Origin of the sequence: Romboutsia sp. CE17 (assembly GCF_012317385.1) — a bacterium.
Taxonomy (GTDB): Bacteria; Bacillota; Clostridia; order Peptostreptococcales; family Peptostreptococcaceae; genus Romboutsia_E.
Window position 1 is genome coordinate 259,826 of the sequence record NZ_CP051144.1, and the last position, 19,192, is coordinate 279,017.

The window sequence follows — 19,192 nt, forward strand, 5'->3', positions numbered from 1 at the left end:
CTATGTGTGATTTATTTTATCTTTTTTTGTTTATCAAAATACATATAGAATAATATACCTATTGCAGGAACTATAAAACCTGCCAATGCATTTATTGGGTCATCAAAGAATGTACTAAAAACTAGCCCTATATATATAATAGCAAGTATTATTACACTAAATGGATAAAACCAAACTTTGTAAGGTCTTTCAATATTAGGGAATTTTTTACGACATATTGGCACTGATAAAACTGTTAAAAAATTAAATAACATTGATTGGAATACTACTAAGTTAGTTAATTGGTCTAAGTTTCTCATTAAAACCAATATTATAGAAAAAATACATTGTACTACTATTGGAGCTATTGGCACTTTATACTTTGGATGTAGCTTTGTGAAGCATTTGAAAAAGTGACCTTCTTCAGCCATAGCGTAGTATGTACGAGGTTGAGCTAATATTAATCCATTCATTGAACCAAATATTGCAATTATCATTGCTAATGTAACAAGAATTCCTCCTACATTACCAAATATTATCTTGGCAACTTCTGTTCCTAGATAATAATTTCCATTTTGTATCATTGATACCACAGTATCATGTGGTAATACTCTATAAATAGCATAGTTGAATAATGTATATAAAATAGTTATACCACCTATTCCTATGATTATTGCTAAAGGTAAATCTCTCTTTGGATTTTTTACTTCTTCTGCCACAGAGTTTAAGTTTGCCCATCCTTCATATGCCCAAAGTGAAGCAACTATGGCAAAAGCAATTATAGATATAATATTTCCATTACCTGATGAAATGGTTTGTTGTCCTATTGATATATCTGGAGTTATTTTTCCTAAAAATAATGCTCCACCCATAATTAAAATTATTGGAATTAATTTAGCTACCATAGATACATTTTGTAAAATTGATGATAACTTAACACCAAAACAGTTATATATTGTTAAAGCTATTATTAATATAATTGCACAAACTTTTATACCCATATCACTAATTCCTATAAAAGATTTAAGAACAGTTGGAAGAGCTATAGCTAAAGCTGCTACTGAACCAGGACCTCCTAATAACCAGTCTGAAAATCCTGCTAAAAACCCAACACATGGATGATATGCTTCTGTTAGATATACAGTTCTTCCTCCAGCTCTAGGCATTGATGAACCTAATTCAGCAAAACAAAGTCCACCAAATAAAGATATGACTCCACCTAAAACCCATGCAAGAAGGGCTAAACCATAATTATAATTAGTTCTTTCTAATACATAAGATCCTAGGTAGAATATACCTGACCCTATCATAATTCCACCTATGATGCTTACTCCACTAAAAACACCAATTTCTCGTTTAAATTCTGTTCTTTTTGTGGTAGGTCGTTCTAAATTTTCAATATTACTCATCCTAATAACCCCCTAATATTTTTAAACTAAAAAAAGCCTTGAGCTAAACACTCAAGACTATATTTTAAATAAGTATAATTTCAAATAAAAAAACATATCCATCATGATAGCTCCTCATAAATAATATTTATGACAGTATTATACATATTCTGCATAATCCCAACTATATAACCTTAAAGCATCAGTTATATGTTTCGGCAATATTTCCTTTTGATTTGTTTCTTCGTGCTTACCTCCACAAATCTACTCTTAAATACTGCGACCTCTATCTTCTTTTATTTAGTTTTGTAATTCATCATACATCATATTTTAGATGGCGTAAATATTAAAAATTATTTTTTACATAAAAATTATAAATTCCATTACAATTTATAATTTTTCTTATTAAATAATAAAAGCAGACCCTTTGTAGACTAGAACTCTACGGAGCGTAGATTGTTAAAAAAAATAAAACAATATAAAATAACATAAGAAGTAATAATATAGACAAATCAATAAGTTTAGAAAATCATTTTGTACTATAAATATAAATTTTAACAATAAAAATAATCGATACTTATACAAAAAAGGAGAATTACTATGGATAGACAAAGAAGAAAAGAACTATTACAACATTTCAAAGAAATGAAACCAGATATGGGAGTATATATGTTCAAATCCCTAAAAACAAATACTGTTTACTTAGGTTGTGACAAAAATATAAAGGCAACTATAAATGGTGATAGATTTAAATTAAATTCAAATAATCATAGATGCAAAAAGCTGCAAAAAGATTGGAAAGAAAACAAAGAAGAAAACTTTGAAATTAAGGTAGTAGAAATACTTCCTTATGACAAAGATGAAAGTAAAGTGGATTATAGTGAAGATTTAAAAATATTATTAGAAATGTGTAAAGATAAATTTAAAGATGTGAATGTGGAGGAAATATAAAAATGGAATTTAAACCAGTTATAACATGTGACAATTACAAAAAAGTAGATGGATATAGAACATCTAATTCAGATATAGAGAAAATAGACATAGGAGTTAAGAAAAATATAGATAACAAAAGACTTGAAATAATAGCAAAGCTTTTAAAATCAGATAATGGATTTGATGAAATACCTGTAAATAGAATTTTAGATATGGCAATTTTATTATGTGAAGCTAGTCTATATTTTAAAGAAGCTTATAGAATGCCTAAATTTTATGATGAAAATAATTTAACTATTAGCCGTGTTGGACTTCAAGGCGATGCTATGAATATTAAAATATGTGAAGATAACGAAAACCTAGATAAAGATATAATTGATTTAGCAGATGAATTTAGTAATCAGGGAGAATTACTTGGAGAAAGATTTAGAGTACTATCAGAAATATTAGAGGAATTAGGATATTAAATTAAAAAAGGAGAATATTTATGAGAAAGATAAGCAGCATATCTCCCATTTGGGGAAGAGAGTATAAGCTTGAAGAAAAACCATTTAATACTTTAAGCAGTAAGAATGTTAATACTTCAAGTAAGTATTCTCCAGATGGAGGATTTGGAAAAGGACAATCAATCCTAATAGATTCTATAATAAAATCAACACATAAATATATAGATTTACTTGCTAATAAAAGTAAGATAGGAGCTATTGGATTAATTGAAGATAATATATGTGTAGAATTACAAGGTAAGAATGAAGATATAATACAAATTCTATTTTACAATAAATTAAGCGGAAAATGTTTAGCATGTAATTATGATACTAAAAATAATATATACAATGAATATAAATTAAGAAATCCTAGAAATTCTAAAGGAGAAAAGGGAAGTATATTATTTTTAGCTATGATGCCTGAAATATTAAAAGATAATGAAGCATTAAGTATATTTAATGAGTATAAACTTCACATAGAAGAAAAGGATAATTTAGATGAATTATCAATAAAGTTAATGGCAACTTTATGTGATAATGTATATCGTAGAGTATTAAAAGGCGACTTAAAGTTACTTGTACCAGAAGGAGCTCCTTTAGAAAAAATAAGTCTAGAGGATATAGAGAATAAAAAAATAGCATATACAAAATTATTACATGGAGAATTTAAAGTAGTTAAAGAAATAAAAGAAGAGAAAAAACAAATAGAATGTTTAAAGATAGAGCCTGGAGAATTTACATTAAACTTATCTAGGGAATTAACTGAGTATGAAAAAAGTCAAATTATAAAATTACCAGATTCCCATAGAGTATCAAAAATTGAAAGAAGAATATGTAAAGAAATAAAACGCAATTGGAATAAGGGTGATATGAAAATAGCCAATATTCTTCTTGAAGGTGATGCTGGTTCTGGAAAAACTCAAATGGCAAAGGCATTATCCAGTAATTTGGGACTACCTTATACTAAGATAACTTGTTTTTCAGATATGGATAAATCAGACGTATTAGGATCTATACTTCCTGTTGCTAATGAAGAAAAAAATGATTCTAATAAAGAGATTGAGTATAAATACTTCCCATCAGAAATAGTAAGGGCATTTACAGAAGGTTATTTATTAGAGATACAAGAGCCTACTGTAATTCGTGATGCAGCAGTACTAATGATACTAAACTCAGCACTAGAGCCAGATGGTACTATAAATTTACCAACAGGAGTTGTAAAAAGACATCCAGATTTTGTGGCTGTTATTACAACTAATAGAAATTATATTGGATGTAGACCACTTAATGAAGCTTTAAGAGATAGAATACAACATTCAGAGAAAATGGATTTACCAGAAAGAGAAGTTATGATAGAAAGAGCTATTGCAAAAACAGGATTTGATAATGTTGAGTTAGTTTCTAAATTAGTAGATGCTATTATAGCTTTAGATGAATGTGCAACAGCTAATGCTATACATGGAGTAGCAGGAATGCGTTCTTTATTTTTCTGGGTTGATGCAATAAAAAATGGAGAAGATATAAGAGAATCTATGTACTATAAAGTAATATATAAAATAACTACAAACCCTGATGAAATAAGAATCTTGGAGGAAGCCGTTGAAAATAATACTTCTTTATTCATTGAAACTCAAAGTAGGAGGTAATTTCTATGGATTTAGATAGTATTATAAAATTAGTAAGAGAAAATAAATTAGATTTAGAAGATAATAATATCTTAAAATCTAAAGAATTTGAGGAATATATAAAGAGCACATCAAAAAAATTATACGAAAAGCATAATTTGAAACAAGATAAATTAAAATTCTTAATGGATAAAAATATAGATGATGTATCTTATATAAAGAATGATACTATTTATATAAATTTAGGTTCAAAAAATATAAGTAAGGGCAATAAACTAAAATTAACCCTAGGGTATTATGTTCATGAAATTGGTCATAGATTATTTACAGATTTCACTATAAGGGATATTTATGAAGAATCTATTTTAAATGGAAATTTGTATAGAAATTCATTAGAGTTTAATGATGAAGAACTACATGAAAATATGATAAAATTTCAAAACTATATAAATAATCCTAAGAAGTCAGGTAAGTTATGCTCTTTATTACTTTTTATATATGATATTATAGAAGATAGTCGTGTGGAGGAGTCTATATATAAATACTTATCTAACTATGGTCGATTAATTGATGGACTTAATGAATTGAGGGATACTCAATATAATAGCATTAATTCATTTGAAATAGATTTAACTGAGAATAACAAATTTAATGCCTTAATAAATCAAATAATTTGCTATATTAAATTTGGAAAATTTAAAGGTATCTCAGATTATCATATAAAAAATATTGAGAAAATCAAAAAAGAAATAGATGAATCCATTTATGAAGAAGATGAAATTAAAGTAATAGATAAGATTTATAAAATAAGTATTATTTTATGGGATGAAATAGAAGAATACTTAGAAGTATTTGATGATGTATATAAAGAAGAAATAGACCATATAAAACCATTGATATCACTTGAAATAGAAGAAAATCTTAATGAAAATAGCAAGGCAACATCAACAATAGGCAAGAGCGATACAAAGGGTGATATAGGTAAAATTATAAAAAATAAAACTACAAAAGAGCAGATTAAAAAGGATTTAGTAAAATCAGAAAATGAAGATATTATGAAAATAAATTCTGATAAAAGTACCTCACATAAAAGTACTATGGCAAAAGATAAAGATGCCATAAAGCTAAGAAAATCTAGCAAAGAAGATAATAAAAGTGATGATTTAGTAAATAAAGCAAATGATGAATTATTTGACGGAGTATATAATAACAATTCCTTTGGAAAAGGAATTATGAAATTAAGAAATATAAAAGAAAGTGAAAATGAACAAAAGAGTGATTCAAAATTAATTTCATATGGAGGCATTCATAAAAATATTAGAATAAAAGTTCATAGACCAGAATTTACTTATGAAGATAAATTAAATTATATAGAAAATAATAAAAAATATATTAAAGCAGCTAATGAACTAGCTAATAGAGTATTGCCATTTCTAAAGAATGAAGTATCCACTCAATATAGTAAAAATAGATATTATGGAACTAAATTCGAAGCTTCTAATGTATCAAAAAAGGACTATCGATATTTTAGTAAAAAAAATCCGCCAAATGAATCTCCATCAATGGCAGTAGCTATGCGAATTGATGAATCTGGATCTATGAAAGCCAATAATCGTATTGAAATGGCTCAGGCAACAGCTATTTTAATATGGGAATTTTGTAAAAAGTGTAGCATACCAATAGGTATTTATGGAGATACAGCAGATATAAATAATACAGAAGATGTATCAATATACTCTTATTCTGATTTTGATAATCAAGATAAAGACGATTGTTATAGAATGATGCAAATAAGTCCAAAGGGTAATAATAGAGATGGAGTATCTATAAAATATGTAGCGGAGAAATTATTAAAAGTTGATGCAGATATTAAAGTATTGTTTATTATAAGTGATGGAAAGCCACTTGCAAAACCAAATTATAAAGATGAACTTGCAAAGGAAGATTTAAAAAGTGTTATATCAGAATATTCAAGAAAAGGTATAAATTTCTTTGTAGCTGCAATTGGAAATGATAGAGATGTAATAAAAGATATTTATGGACAAAATAAATTTTTAGATATATCTAATATAAATGAATTGCCTAATAGAATTTCTATGATATTAAAGAATTTATTATAGTTAATGATAGAATAATAATTTAATATATGAATATAACAGTGGATATTATTTTTGTGAATCGTCTACATCATTGAAATCCTCGATAATACATAAATGTGTTGTCGAGGATTATTTTTATTCTTCATAGAAAGCCTGTATTACGTAATAGTCTAGTTTTTAGTACTAAGTAATAAAAAGATTACTACTTTTAATTTTAGAATTGTTATATATAATAAACAATATAAATTGATTAATTTTAAAATGTAATTGGGAGGTTTAGTATGAATAAAATAGTAGCTTTTTATGGGAGTGGTAGAAAGAATGGAAATACTGCAAGTATTATTAACGAAATACTAAAAGGTGTATCTAGTGATGATGTAGAAATATCGAGATACAATGTAGTTGATATGGATATTAAACCTTGTAGGGGATGTTACTATTGTAGAAGAAATGATTCATGTTGTTTAAAAGATGATATGAAAAATATTATAGATGACATAAAAGATGCAAATGTAGTCATATTTAGCTCACCTTTGTACATGTATCAAGTAGCGGGACATATAAAAATGTTAGTAGATAGATTATATCCACTATAATTATAGCAGTATTCACAGGAAAGTAAATCAAAAACATAAAAATAACACAGGATAAGGAAAATGAAAATTATTGCGATAAATAAAAGTCCAAAGAAAAAATCCTAATTGGACAAATTGTCAATTTAGAAAATCTATAAAAGATAGGGATAGAAGGAATTCATAAAGATTCTTTGGTTTTGAGTGTGGGGATAGTTCTTGTTATGGAGAATACCCCCGTCGTGAACTCAGATTGTGTTAGATATTAAAAATTAATAGAATTATAATAATAAAATTTTAATATTTATCAAGGCTAGTAAGCAGGTACAATCTTGTTTACTAGCTTTTTATTTTGTCAAACATTAAAAGATTTTGTAAAAATGTTGCATATAAAATATATAAAAAATTATAATAAAAATAGTAAAAGTGAGGGGGATTAGCTAAGAGCTTAGAAAAAATATTTAGGAGGACTTATAAATAATGAAAAATTTTAAAACAAAAATCAATATCATCATTGGATCTATAGCTGCTTATTTAAGTATATTAATTTTAGCTATTGCTATAGATTCACCATTTTTAGCAGTCGTAGGTTTAGTTATTGCACCTGCAAGTATGAATTACTTAAATAAAAATTTTACAGTAAAACCGATTAAGTATTATTTGAGTTTAGTTGGAGCTATAGCAGTAACATTCTTGATTTTTGGAATGAGTATGGATTCCAATGTAAATACTATAAATGCCAACGATAATCAAAACGCATCAATCGAAAATACAGAAGAATCAAAAACAGATAAAGAAGTTGATGAAAATGAAGATTCTTCAAATGAAAATATAAATGAGGAAAATACAGAAATTTCTCATATTACAACAACGGAATCAATCTCAAATAATACAGAAGATATATTTGCTGGATATAAAGTAATAGAAGTTGATGGTGGAAATTTATCAGGACATAGAGAACCTAATGTTGTAGTAGATATAGGCTTTGGTGATAGAGAATATTGGGCATTCACTAATGAATATGGACAATTAGTTAAAGTGGTAGCTAAACAAATTATATTACAGGATGATTCAACAGAACCTGTTAATTCAAAGGGGAGATATTATTCTGATGAAGCAAAAGTACCTGGAGTTGAAAGAAGTGATTTAGATGAGGGACATATTATAGCAGATTCACTTGGTGGTGTTTCTAATGCATATAATATAACACCTCAAAATAGTACACTTAATAGGCATGGCGACCAAGCTTATATGGAGAAAGTTATAAGAGATGCTGGAGGTTGTACAGATTTTGTTGCTATAATAACTTATCCAAATACAAAAACTCAGATACCAAGTCATTATAGTTATACGTATACTATTAATGGAAATGTAGTCAAAGATGAATTTGATAATATAAATCCAGATGAATATAATTCTAGCTCAAAATCCAATACATCAACTAATAATTCGAGTAATACTAGCTCTAAAGTTAGTAATACTACAAATAATTCAAATACAAATAATAATTCTACAAATGAAAGCCAAAGTAGTGCTAATAGTTCAGAAATAGTGTACTGGACACCGAATGGAAAAAGCTATCATACTACAAAAAATTGTTCTACTTTATCAAGAAGTAAAACTATTTTAGAAGGTACAATCCAAGAAAGTGGTAAGCATGATCCATGCGATAGATGTCATTAGTATAAGATATAGATAATACATACATTATTCTAATGGTTATTAATTAAATTGAATAATATTAATATAATGCGAACAAAAAAGTAGGAGTATATCAATATAGGAATACACCTACTTTTTTGTTATTAAAATTGATTCTAATATCAACACTATATTAAAACATAGCCTTATATTATGATTCTGAATTTATTAAAAGATTACTTTAGATAAAAAATCCTAATTGGACAAGTTGTCGATTTAGAAAATCTACCAAATAGAGGGATGAAATGAACTAATAAATCATGTCCTATAATACAATAAAACTAACACAAAATATAAACTAGCAATAACTATCGTAAATTAGAAAAATGAAAATATTTATTTTTGAAAATATTTTTGATAATATAGATTCTACGGTCTATTTTTAAAATTTTATAATAAAAGGAGAATTTTATGTTAAAGAAATATTTGATTGTTATTTTTATTATATTAAGTTTTATAATTTCAAAAGACATTTTTTTAAAAAGTAATACAGATGCTAGTTATACAGAAATTATAAAAAAGTTTAAAAAAGATTATGAATCGACTGAAAAAATAAGTTCTGAGTCTTTATATGAATATAAAGAGTTTTTATATGAAAATGGAGCAAAATCAGATAAGTTTATCATAGATACATATATTAAATATGTAGATAATATAATCAGTCAAGAAGAAGAGGAAAATATAAAAACTAATATATATGAAAGTAAATATTTAAACTCTAAAATTTTAGGAGGAAAACTTCTATATAAATATTATTTAGAAAATAATAAAGCTACTGAGGCTAAAGAACTAATTATAGATATATTCAATCAAATAAAAAGAAGCCAGTTTAAGAATAATGAAGATGAAATAGTTTATTTTTTAGAAATGATATCATCTGAAGCTAATGATAAATCTATTTCAATTGAAATATTAGAAGACTTACAAGACAATGAATATATAACAGATAGAATTAAGCTAAAAATATATGACGAGTTAAGGTACTTATATCTTTATATTAATAATTATGCACTAGCATAAGAAGTGTCAATTAAATCAATAATTATAGCAAATCAGCAAAACTTAAATGAAGAAACATCAGAAGGATTAATTGAATTAGCACAGTTGTTTAAAAGACTAGGAGGAATAGAGACTGGTATTGAGTTAATAAAAAAATCGTTATCTATTGAAATAGAAGATGAATTTAAAGATGCAGACATAAAAACTTATGGATTACTAACTCTTGGTGAGTTATATCTTACTAATGGTGATTATAAGAATGCTAAGCTAGTTTCAGAGAAGATATCTAATTATAAAGATAGTATGCCAATTGAAACTTATCGTGATATAGAAATATTAAAAGCTAATATGGATGCAAGGATTGCTATAATGGAAGGTGACTTAAAGTTAGCAAAAGAATATTTAAATAACGCTAAGTATTTACAAGAAATTGATAAAGAAGATTACTATGTTGGAAAAGATATTTCTTATTCATTAGCATTAGGACAGTTTTATGAAGAGAGTAATCAATATGAAGATGCAATTAAACTTTATGAGTCAATGTTAGATAAAAATAAAGATAATAAATATATAATAGAGCAAATTTTAGAAAACTTAATAAGAGTAGAAAATGATGATAGCAAGAAAAATGACTATTATAGGATGTTAATGGAATTAAGAGAAAATCAAGAAGATGAGCGATATGGAGATTATACATTTTACATTTTAGATAAAATTAATAATGAAAATGAACTAATAGAAAAAAATAAATCCATATCAAAATATTATAGATTAATTATAATTTTAATAGTAGCAGGAGGGTTAATTATACGAATACTATTTAATAAAATTAAAAATATAAAGATAAACAGCAAGCAAGATGTTTTAGTTAATGCATATAATAGAAGACATTTTGATATAACTAACAAAAGGTTACTAAGCAAAAATAAATTATTTTCTATTATAATTTTAGATTTAGATAATTTTAAGAGTATAAATGATAATTTTGGACATGATCTAGGAGATATTGTTTTAATTAATACTTGCAAGGCAATTCAGCCATTATTAGATGAACAAAGTTCTTTATTTAGATATGGTGGTGAAGAGTTTGTAGTAATTGTTCAAGATAAATCTAGAGAAGAAGTATTACAGTTAGCTGAAAATATTAGAGCTAAGGTTGAATCCCTACATTGGAAAGAGGATATAGTTACTACATTAAGTATAGGAGTAGCACATTCAGATGCTAACGGAAGTAACACATTTAAGAAGGCAGATGAAAAACTATACGTATCTAAAAAGACTGGGAAAAATAAGGTTACATCATAAATTGACTGTAATATTAATATATAAAGACTACATTGAAGTGATGTTCAATGTAGTCTTTTCTTTTGTTATTTATTAAATATATGTTGAGCTACCATCATACCTGAAGATATACTACCTTCATATCCTCCTCCAGGGTTAACCCATGCTCCAACTAAAAAAAGATTTTCAATAGGTGTATCAGTAGATAATCTGTATCGACCAGCCTGTTTTATAGTTTGAGAATATCCATATACAGCACCATTTGGATTATTTGTATATCTTTCCATAGTCCTTGGAGTTCCTAGTTCAGTTACTTTTATATGGCTCTTTATTCCAGGAAACTTTTCTTCTAATCTATCAATAAGAATATTTGTAAGACTTTCTTTTTGCATAGCATATTCAGATCTATCCTTTGACCAATGAGCATAATTATCTATAAGGGTAACTGTTATAACACCTTTATTGTATTCATTTAGTGATTCATCCATGCTACTATAATTTGTAACTAAGATACCACATTCTTTATAATTTGCTTTTATAGATAATTCATAATCTTCTTCAGGAGTACCAGCATCAAAATAGAAAACTTCTTCAACCGGAATATTTAATTCCTTTGGATTACAATCTAATCCTATATATAATTGACTTAGGCTACAACCGATGGTAGGAGAAGATATTTTATTTTTATATTTTGTAGGAACTGTATAGTTTTTTGTCATATTAAATGTATCTATTGGATTTATATTTGATACTATATATTTTGTAGTAAAAACTTCACCATTTTTTAAAGTTATACTTTTAGCTTTATTATCTTCAATGTTTATTGAAGTAACCTCGGATCTTAAATTTACAGAACCACCGTTTTCAGTTATTACTTCTACCATGGAATCGGATAATTTCTGAGCTCCACCTTTTATATAATATTTTCCATACATATGATATGATATCCAAGGTATAAAATAATATAGTGCTGATAACTGTTTTGGAGGTAATCCATAATATGGCCACAAAGAAGTAAATATATATACGAAATCATCATTATCAACATAACTTCTAACTACTTCATCTGTAGTTTTTTCACTCCACTTAATAAATGTTAAGCAGTCTATATTAATTTTTTTTAATATAGAAGAATTTTTATCTAAAATAAATTTTTCAAAGCCACGGTTAAACTTAGTTATATCTTTAAATAATTTCTCTATATTTTTAATTTCATTTGGAAAAAGTTCAAATAGTAAGTTTTTATATAAAGACAAATCATTAGGTATATCAATTAATTTACCTTTATATGAAACACTATATGCAATATCATTTTTTATTGGAGTTATTTTATCTAGAACTCCACAGTGATTTAAAATATTATGGGTATTTCCGCCTTCATCTAAAGCACCTATCCCATGTAAAGAAACATCAAAATTATATCCACGTCGTTTGAAATTTGTAGCGTATCCTCCTGGAATATAGTGTTTTTCAAACACACCAACCTTAAAGCCTAACTTGGATAATCTACTAGCACAAGTTAATCCTCCTATTCCAGAGCCTAAAACTATTACATCAAAATCCATTGTTGTCAAATCTCCTTATAAAATAATGTTTACACTGTAAACATATTATATCACAAAAAATATACAAAGTTATAATATAATAATTTTGATATAATAATAGAATATAGATAGAGAAAAGAGGAGAAAAAATGAGTATAAAAAACTATCATCATGGTGATTTAAAAAAACAGATGATTTTAAAAGGGTTAGAACTTTTAAATGAAAAAGGTACAGATGGTTTTTCTTTAAGAAAAATAGCCGCTATGTGCGATGTATCTCATACAGCTCCTTATAAACATTTTAAAGATAAACATGACTTAATTAATGAAATATCTAATTATGTAATAAGTGAATTTGATAACAGTATTATAAATTCTTTGGATAAATCATTGAATCCTAAAGATTTAATGATAGAAATAGGAAAAAGCTATATTAAATTTATGGTAGAGAATTCTAATTATCTTAAGTTTTTAATGTTTAATGATAGTTTATTTTCAGCAAAAATGGTAGATGGTGATATATTAAATAGCAATAGTAAATCATTTAATATATTTAAAGATAATGCAATAAAAATGTTTGAATGCTATGGAATAGAAAAAGAAGAATATACTTTAAATATAATAACAATGTGGAGCGTAGTTCAAGGAGTATCGGTGCTTGTTGCTAATAAAAATATAGTACTTGATTGTGATTATGATATTTTACTAGATAAGATCCTTAGAAATAAATTAAAACTAGATTAATTTATATATTTTATTATTGGCAACTAAATGAATATAGCAATAAATTATTAATGAATAGATTATTTTTTATAAAAAAAGTATTTAATAAATTTAGGTTTATAGTAAAATATATATTGGAAAATCTTATAGATGTATCAAGAAAATTTATAGCTAAAAATGAAATTAATATAGAGACTATTTTTAATTGAATTTATTTTTAAGGAGGCATTATGACAGATTTAAATAAAAAATTCAGTATAAAAACTATTCTTATTTTAATTTTATGGATTTTTAGTATTCTGCTTATAATGTTTTTTAATAAATATGCATCTAAGAAATTAGAAAATCGAGCATTAGAATTAATTGAAAGTTTATCAATTGAAAGTAGAATAAATATAAATAGTACTATAGAAAAGAAATTTACTATTTTAGAAACTATATCTGATAATATTTCAAATGAAGATTTAAGTAATCCACAAAACATAACTAAATCTTTTGATTCTATAGTAGAAGATAATAAACTAAGAAGGTTGGCTATTGCAACTCCTAATGGTACATCATATTGTAATAATGGTGAAATTGTAGATATTTCAGATATGGATTATTTTAAAGCTTCTATGAATGGGAAGAGGTACACTAGTAGTATAGTTTCCTCAAAATTAGATGGAAAAAGAACTAATTTTTTTAGTGTTCCTGTATTTAAAGATAATAAAGTTATAGCTATTTTATGGGCATCTATATTAACAGATGACTTTTATGAAGAACTTAATATAGATACTATGAGTGAACTAGGAGATATTTTTATAATAAATTCTGAAGGAGATGTAGTAGCTTCTAAAGCGCATATAACATCAAATTCAGATAATTTTAATTTATTTGAAATAATAAATGATGAATCTTTAGAAATCATTCAAATGGATTTTAAAAATACAGATAAAGGTAAAGTTAAACTGAAATTTAATCATGAAGATAGTTTTATGTATTATGCCAAATTAGATTATAGTGATTGGTGGGTAATGAGTCTTATTCCTAATAATTCAATCAAAGTTTATTCTTATACTATTATGAAGACCATAACATTATTTAATTTTGTAATGATTTTATTGATAAGTGGTATATTTATTATAGTTTTTAAAAAAGAAAAAACAAGTTATAGCAAACTAAAAGATATAGCTTATACGGACGCTATAACACAAGGTAAAAATGATGTATTTCTTAAGAATAATATATATAAGTATATAAATAAAAAAGATGATTTTGCCTTTATTAGTTTGGAAATTATTAACATTAAAAACATAGTTACTATGATAGGTCTTAAGAATACTGAATTTTTATTAAAAGAGGTATATTCATATTTATATAACATATTGAATAAAGAAGAAATTATAGTACACAGTTATTTTGGTGAATATAAATTACTTATGAAATATACTAGTGTTAAAGAACTTACTCAAAGATTAGAAAAAATAGATTTTTCTAAAATAAATGATAATATAAAATTTATAATGGGTATTTACTTAGTTGATAAGTCTAATACTTCTTATGAAGAAATGAGCTCATATGTTAGTATTGCAAAAGAAACATTAAACAACAATCACAACAATAATAAGAACATGATGTATTATAATAAATCAATGCACAAAAGTGAAATTAATAAGATAAGACTAGAAGAAGATATTAAAAATGGAATTAAAAATAAAGAGTTCAAAGCATGGTTTCAGCCTAAATACGGGAAAGATGGTAAAACTTTAATAGGGGCTGAGGCACTAGTGAGATGGTATAAATATGGAAGTATAATATCCCCATATATATTTGTACCTATGTGTGAAGCAAATGGTTTAATAAAAGACATTGATGAACTTGTATTTGAGGATGTCTGTAAAAATATAAGAAGATGGATTAATGACAATAAAAATGTAGTACCTATTGCTCTTAACTTATCTAGGAGCTACTTAAATAAAGCTAATTTTATTTATAGCTTAGAAAAATATATTGATAAATATAAAGTTCCTAAAGACTTAATCCATTTTGAAATAACAGAAAGCTCCTTAGCTGGAAATGAAGAGAAGTTAAAAGATATAGTTTCTCTTTTACATGAAAGAGGATATTTAGTGTCAGTAGATGATTTTGGAGTTGGTTACTCTTCTATAAAAGCTATTTCTTATGTTAATTTTGATATTTTAAAAATAGATAAAAGCTTTATTGATGGTATAGGGGAAGAAAAGTGGGAAAACATAATTAAATATACTATTAATTTGGCTAATAGTTTAGGTATGGCTACAGTTGCAGAAGGTATTGAAAGCGAAGAACAATATAGATTCCTTTCAGATTGTAACTGTGATATGTTCCAAGGATATTATTTTAATAAACCAATGGATTCAGAGAATTTCTCAAAACTTATTTAAAATAATAATTAGAAATTTAGTAAAGTTATATAAAAAATAAAAAAGCGTATCACAAGTAAGTGATACGCTTTTTTATTTTGACTTAGAACAGCGAATTGATTCTATACTATAAGAAATAGTTTGAACCAACCATATAATTGTAACCATTACCATAGGCATAATCCCAAAATCCCATAAATCATGCCCTATAATACAGATTATCCAAAGTATAACACATGTATTTGACACAGCAAGATATGCGCTGAAAGAACTTTTATATATACCTAATTTTAAAGCTTCATCACAGCTATCTACCCACTTCTTATTAAATTTAAAATCATATATACTTCCCTTTAGCAAAGGATTAATTTCTTTTGTTAAATTAATTACTTTATTTTGAATTAACATAGAAGATGACATACATAATATAAATCCTAAAATAAATAAAATAGTCTTAACAACACTAAGACTTCCATGTGTATTATCAAATGGTAATAACATATACCCTAATCCCAAGAAGAAAAATCCAAGAATAGTATTTACAGATGTAAATAAAAGAATATAAGATAAATTTTCTTCAACTTTATCTATTTTATCATCATCTTCATTTGTTTCGCTCCATAGCATAAATTCTTTTTTTGATTTATTATAAATAATTGTACTTACAATTATTATTAGAATTGAAAGTACAAGACTAGCAAATGGTGTAATTACTTCAAATATATTTATAAGTGAAGTAGATATAACGCTACCTAAAGTATCTTTTAAATATACTGACATAAATCCCATAATCCCGCCTACAATTGCAGAAATAATTAGTACAATAATAAATTTTTTAAAAGCTTTTTTATCCTCTTTTTTTACTTCATTTACATGATTATTACTCATTGATATCATCCCCCTCATAACTAAAAATATCTTCTACGCTTACATTTAAAACCTTAGCTATTTTTAATGCTAAAGTTACTGATGGAGAATAGTCTCCACGTTCAATTTGGCTAATTGTCTGCCTAGATACGCCAACTAATTTTCCCATTTCAGTTTGGTTTACATTAATCTTAGCTCTATATTCTTTTAAGCGATTCTTTAATGGCACATGATCCCTCCTGACTATTTTAATTGTCAATTTGACAACTATTATTGTCATAATTAACTGTACTACATGACAAGTATAGTTGTCAAGCACTGTATTTAAAATTATAAGTTAATAAAATTGTGAATAAATTCAATAGAAATAAAAATAAGGACCTACTTTGAAGTAAGTCCTTATTTTTTATCTTCCTAAGCTTGTTAAATATTCAACTGTTTGTGGATCATAATGTGAGAAGAATAAACTATTTTCTGTATCTAAGTTAGCAATTAAATTCATATCTTCTTCTGTTAATTCAAAATCAAACACATTAAAGTTCTCTTTCATTCTATCTTTATTAACTGATTTTGGAAGAACAGATACTCCTCTTTGAATAAGATATCTTAAAGCAACTTGTGCAACTGATTTGTTATATTTATCTCCAACTGATTTTAATGTTTCATTACTAAATAAGTTATTTTTACCTTCAGCAAAAGGTGCCCAAGCTTGAATTTGAACTCCATATTTATTCATTATTTCTTGAGCTTTTACTTGTTGATTAAACACATGTGTTTCAACTTGATTTACTGCAGGAACAACTTCATTGAATTTAATAAGGTCTATTAATCTATCTGGGTAGAAGTTACTTAATCCAATTGCTCTAATTTTTCCTTCCTTATGTAGTTCTTCCATTGCACGATAAGTTCCATAATAATCATTAAATGGTTGATGGATTAATAATAAGTCTAAATAATCTAATTGAAGTTTTTTAAGAGATTCTTCAATAGATTTTTTTGCATTTTCATATCCAGCATTAGAAATCCACACTTTTGTAGTAATAAATAATTCTTCTCTTGGAACGCCACACTTTTTAATAGCATTTCCTACTGCTTCTTCATTTCCATAGGCCTGAGCAGTATCGATTAAGCGATAACCTACATCTATTGCATCTAGTACACATCTTTCACACTCTTTTGGATCTGTGATTTGAAATACTCCATATCCTAAAATTGGCATTTTAACACCGTTATTTAATTCTACATACATCATATTAACCTCTCCTTTATTATAATTTTTTCCTGATATTTGTTATCTTATTAATCAGAACTACATATACACAACTAAATTTGCTGTGATAAAATTATTGTAGTGTATTCGAGTAACTCGAAGGCAAGTCCTTAATAAAAAATAATTTGTCTTTAATGATGAAAGAGAGGGAAATATGTATACAGTAAAAGAGATTGCAAAATGTCTTAATATGACAGAGCATACTATTAGATACTATACAGATATGGGATTAGTACCTACTTTAAAACGTGATAAGAATGGAAATAGAATCTTTGATGAGCAATCTAAGAATTGGTTAATTGGAATAAAAAATCTTAGGGGTTCTGGAATGTCAATAAAAGCAATAAAGGATTATGTAGACTTGTGTTTACAGGGAGATTCCACTGTAGAAGAAAGATATAAAATTATTATTGAACAGAAGAAGAAGTTAGAAAAAAAGTTAAAAGAGATGAATGAAAGATATAAGTATATTGAGTATAAAGCAAATTTGTATCTTGATATTATGAATCATAATATACCAGATAGCACTAATCCTGGAACATGGAGTGTTTCTGATTTAGAGCCACAAGAGGAAAAATCATTGTAGCCAACATTAAATGATCTAATGAGAAACTTAGTAGAGTTATATAAAAGACAAAAAGCCGTATCACAAATAATTGATACGACTTTTTTTATCCTATAAATTGATAAAACATAGATATAATCAACAATGCAACCATAGGTTTACACAATGCAACTATGAAATTATTGAAATAAAATGGGCATATATATACAATTAAAAAAAGGGAGTGATTATATTGAGCTTAGGAGAGAAGATAAAAAAGTTAAGAAAAGAGAATAACTTATCCCAAGAACAATTAGCTGAAAAGTTAAATGTATCTAGACAAGCCATATCAAAATGGGAAGCTAACAAAGCATATCCAGACATAGAAAATTTAATATTGTTAAGAAAAATCTTTGATGTTACTTTAGATGATTTAATTATTGATGAAAATAATATAAAAAGTGAAAATATAAATAAATCTATTGAATCAGGTAATAATGACAACTCAGATGATAATGACAAATGGTATAATATAAAACTTAATAATACTCAAAAAGATGATGAAGATGATGAAGAAGAGGATTTATGGGTTAATTTGATTCTAGGAGGATTTATAATTGGAACTGCAGTTGGAACTGTAACCGGAAATTTTATGTGGGCTTGTGCAGGCAGTTTTATAGGAATGGGAATGGGCTATATATTAGAATCAATTAAGCAAAAATGAAAAAGTTATATAGTTACTACATTTTTAATTAATCAATTAGAAAGCTATCAAAATTATATAATAATGATA

General features: G+C 26.0%; 17 protein-coding genes and 1 riboswitch. Of the genes, 12 read left to right on the top strand and 5 right to left on the bottom strand.

Annotation, left to right across the window (positions count from 1 at the left end; translation table 11 throughout):
- Nucleotides 1-11: 11 nt before the first annotated feature.
- A complete protein-coding gene (locus HF520_RS01340; protein ID WP_168572318.1) occupies nt 12-1,388 on the bottom strand; it encodes an APC family permease in 1,377 nt (458 codons plus the stop codon).
- Between the two features lie 99 nt (nt 1,389-1,487).
- Nucleotides 1,488-1,664: riboswitch (Lysine riboswitch) on the bottom strand.
- 303 nt (nt 1,665-1,967) lie between these two features.
- Between HF520_RS01340 and HF520_RS01345 the strand changes: the two genes are divergently transcribed.
- From HF520_RS01345 to HF520_RS01380, 8 genes are all read left to right on the top strand, one after another.
- Nucleotides 1,968-2,318: a GIY-YIG nuclease family protein gene (locus tag HF520_RS01345; RefSeq protein WP_168572319.1), complete on the top strand. Its 351-nt coding sequence runs from the start codon at nt 1,968-1,970 to the stop codon at nt 2,316-2,318.
- A gap of 2 nt (nt 2,319-2,320) precedes the next feature.
- Nucleotides 2,321-2,767 carry a DUF6530 family protein gene (locus tag HF520_RS01350; RefSeq protein ID WP_168572320.1) on the top strand — a complete coding sequence of 149 codons (447 nt, stop codon included), beginning with the start codon at nt 2,321-2,323 and terminating at the stop codon, nt 2,765-2,767.
- Between the two features lie 20 nt (nt 2,768-2,787).
- Nucleotides 2,788-4,434 (top strand): AAA family ATPase, encoded by a 1,647-nt coding sequence (locus tag HF520_RS01355; protein WP_243155171.1) that lies wholly within the window; start codon nt 2,788-2,790, stop codon nt 4,432-4,434.
- Between the two features lie 5 nt (nt 4,435-4,439).
- Complete coding sequence (locus HF520_RS01360; RefSeq protein WP_168572321.1) at nt 4,440-6,533, top strand: vWA domain-containing protein; 2,094 nt, start codon at nt 4,440-4,442, stop codon at nt 6,531-6,533.
- Between the two features lie 260 nt (nt 6,534-6,793).
- Entirely contained in the window at nt 6,794-7,108 is a 315-nt protein-coding gene (locus tag HF520_RS01365) for a flavodoxin family protein (RefSeq protein WP_168572322.1), read from the top strand.
- Between the two features lie 456 nt (nt 7,109-7,564).
- Complete coding sequence (locus HF520_RS15195) at nt 7,565-8,767, top strand: DNA/RNA non-specific endonuclease (protein ID WP_243155172.1); 1,203 nt, start codon at nt 7,565-7,567, stop codon at nt 8,765-8,767.
- Nucleotides 8,768-9,196: 429 nt separating this feature from the next.
- Complete coding sequence (locus tag HF520_RS01375) at nt 9,197-9,805, top strand: hypothetical protein (protein ID WP_168572323.1); 609 nt, start codon at nt 9,197-9,199, stop codon at nt 9,803-9,805.
- Nucleotides 9,806-9,808: 3 nt separating this feature from the next.
- Nucleotides 9,809-11,089: a GGDEF domain-containing protein gene (locus tag HF520_RS01380; protein WP_168572324.1), complete on the top strand. Its 1,281-nt coding sequence runs from the start codon at nt 9,809-9,811 to the stop codon at nt 11,087-11,089.
- Between the two features lie 65 nt (nt 11,090-11,154).
- On the opposite strand, the gene HF520_RS01385 is transcribed toward HF520_RS01380, so the two are convergent.
- A complete protein-coding gene (locus HF520_RS01385; RefSeq protein ID WP_168572325.1) occupies nt 11,155-12,633 on the bottom strand; it encodes a phytoene desaturase family protein in 1,479 nt (492 codons plus the stop codon).
- A 128-nt stretch (nt 12,634-12,761) separates the two neighbouring features.
- Between HF520_RS01385 and HF520_RS01390 the strand changes: the two genes are divergently transcribed.
- Nucleotides 12,762-13,355, top strand: coding sequence for a TetR/AcrR family transcriptional regulator (locus HF520_RS01390; protein WP_168572326.1), 594 nt, complete (start codon nt 12,762-12,764; stop codon nt 13,353-13,355).
- A gap of 209 nt (nt 13,356-13,564) precedes the next feature.
- A complete protein-coding gene (locus HF520_RS01395; RefSeq protein ID WP_168572327.1) occupies nt 13,565-15,739 on the top strand; it encodes a sensor domain-containing phosphodiesterase in 2,175 nt (724 codons plus the stop codon).
- A 72-nt stretch (nt 15,740-15,811) separates the two neighbouring features.
- On the opposite strand, the gene HF520_RS01400 is transcribed toward HF520_RS01395, so the two are convergent.
- The 3 genes from HF520_RS01400 to HF520_RS01410 all read right to left on the bottom strand — a co-directional run bounded on the left by HF520_RS01400 (nt 15,812) and on the right by HF520_RS01410 (nt 17,837).
- Complete coding sequence (locus HF520_RS01400; RefSeq protein ID WP_168572328.1) at nt 15,812-16,606, bottom strand: DUF3169 family protein; 795 nt, start codon at nt 16,604-16,606, stop codon at nt 15,812-15,814.
- Entirely contained in the window at nt 16,599-16,814 is a 216-nt protein-coding gene (locus HF520_RS01405) for a helix-turn-helix transcriptional regulator (protein ID WP_168572329.1), read from the bottom strand. The genes HF520_RS01400 and HF520_RS01405 overlap by 8 nt, the downstream gene beginning before the upstream one ends.
- Before the next feature lie 177 nt (nt 16,815-16,991).
- Nucleotides 16,992-17,837 (bottom strand): aldo/keto reductase, encoded by an 846-nt coding sequence (locus tag HF520_RS01410; protein ID WP_168572330.1) that lies wholly within the window; start codon nt 17,835-17,837, stop codon nt 16,992-16,994.
- Nucleotides 17,838-18,009: 172 nt separating this feature from the next.
- Between HF520_RS01410 and HF520_RS01415 the strand changes: the two genes are divergently transcribed.
- Nucleotides 18,010-18,441, top strand: a complete 432-nt coding sequence (locus tag HF520_RS01415; RefSeq protein WP_168572331.1) for a MerR family transcriptional regulator — start codon at nt 18,010-18,012, stop codon at nt 18,439-18,441.
- 211 nt (nt 18,442-18,652) lie between these two features.
- Entirely contained in the window at nt 18,653-19,123 is a 471-nt protein-coding gene (locus HF520_RS01420) for a helix-turn-helix domain-containing protein (RefSeq protein ID WP_168572332.1), read from the top strand.
- Nucleotides 19,124-19,192: the final 69 nt, after the last annotated feature.

Excerpts from the sequence above, each read along its gene's own strand:
- HF520_RS01340 (WP_168572318.1), bottom strand. The coding sequence starts at position 1,388 with ATGAGTAATATTGAAAATTTAGAACGACCTACCACAAAAAGAACAGAA.
- HF520_RS01410 (WP_168572330.1), bottom strand. The coding sequence starts at position 17,837 with ATGATGTATGTAGAATTAAATAACGGTGTTAAAATGCCAATTTTAGGA.
- HF520_RS01385 (WP_168572325.1), bottom strand. The coding sequence starts at position 12,633 with ATGGATTTTGATGTAATAGTTTTAGGCTCTGGAATAGGAGGATTAACT.
- HF520_RS01415 (WP_168572331.1), top strand. The coding sequence starts at position 18,010 with ATGTATACAGTAAAAGAGATTGCAAAATGTCTTAATATGACAGAGCAT.
- HF520_RS01350 (WP_168572320.1), top strand. The coding sequence starts at position 2,321 with ATGGAATTTAAACCAGTTATAACATGTGACAATTACAAAAAAGTAGAT.
- HF520_RS01355 (WP_243155171.1), top strand. The coding sequence starts at position 2,788 with ATGAGAAAGATAAGCAGCATATCTCCCATTTGGGGAAGAGAGTATAAG.
- HF520_RS01345 (WP_168572319.1), top strand. The coding sequence starts at position 1,968 with ATGGATAGACAAAGAAGAAAAGAACTATTACAACATTTCAAAGAAATG.
- HF520_RS01400 (WP_168572328.1), bottom strand. The coding sequence starts at position 16,606 with ATGAGTAATAATCATGTAAATGAAGTAAAAAAAGAGGATAAAAAAGCT.
- HF520_RS01390 (WP_168572326.1), top strand. The coding sequence starts at position 12,762 with ATGAGTATAAAAAACTATCATCATGGTGATTTAAAAAAACAGATGATT.
- HF520_RS15195 (WP_243155172.1), top strand. The coding sequence starts at position 7,565 with ATGAAAAATTTTAAAACAAAAATCAATATCATCATTGGATCTATAGCT.
- HF520_RS01360 (WP_168572321.1), top strand. The coding sequence starts at position 4,440 with ATGGATTTAGATAGTATTATAAAATTAGTAAGAGAAAATAAATTAGAT.
- HF520_RS01375 (WP_168572323.1), top strand. The coding sequence starts at position 9,197 with ATGTTAAAGAAATATTTGATTGTTATTTTTATTATATTAAGTTTTATA.
- HF520_RS01365 (WP_168572322.1), top strand. The coding sequence starts at position 6,794 with ATGAATAAAATAGTAGCTTTTTATGGGAGTGGTAGAAAGAATGGAAAT.
- HF520_RS01395 (WP_168572327.1), top strand. The coding sequence starts at position 13,565 with ATGACAGATTTAAATAAAAAATTCAGTATAAAAACTATTCTTATTTTA.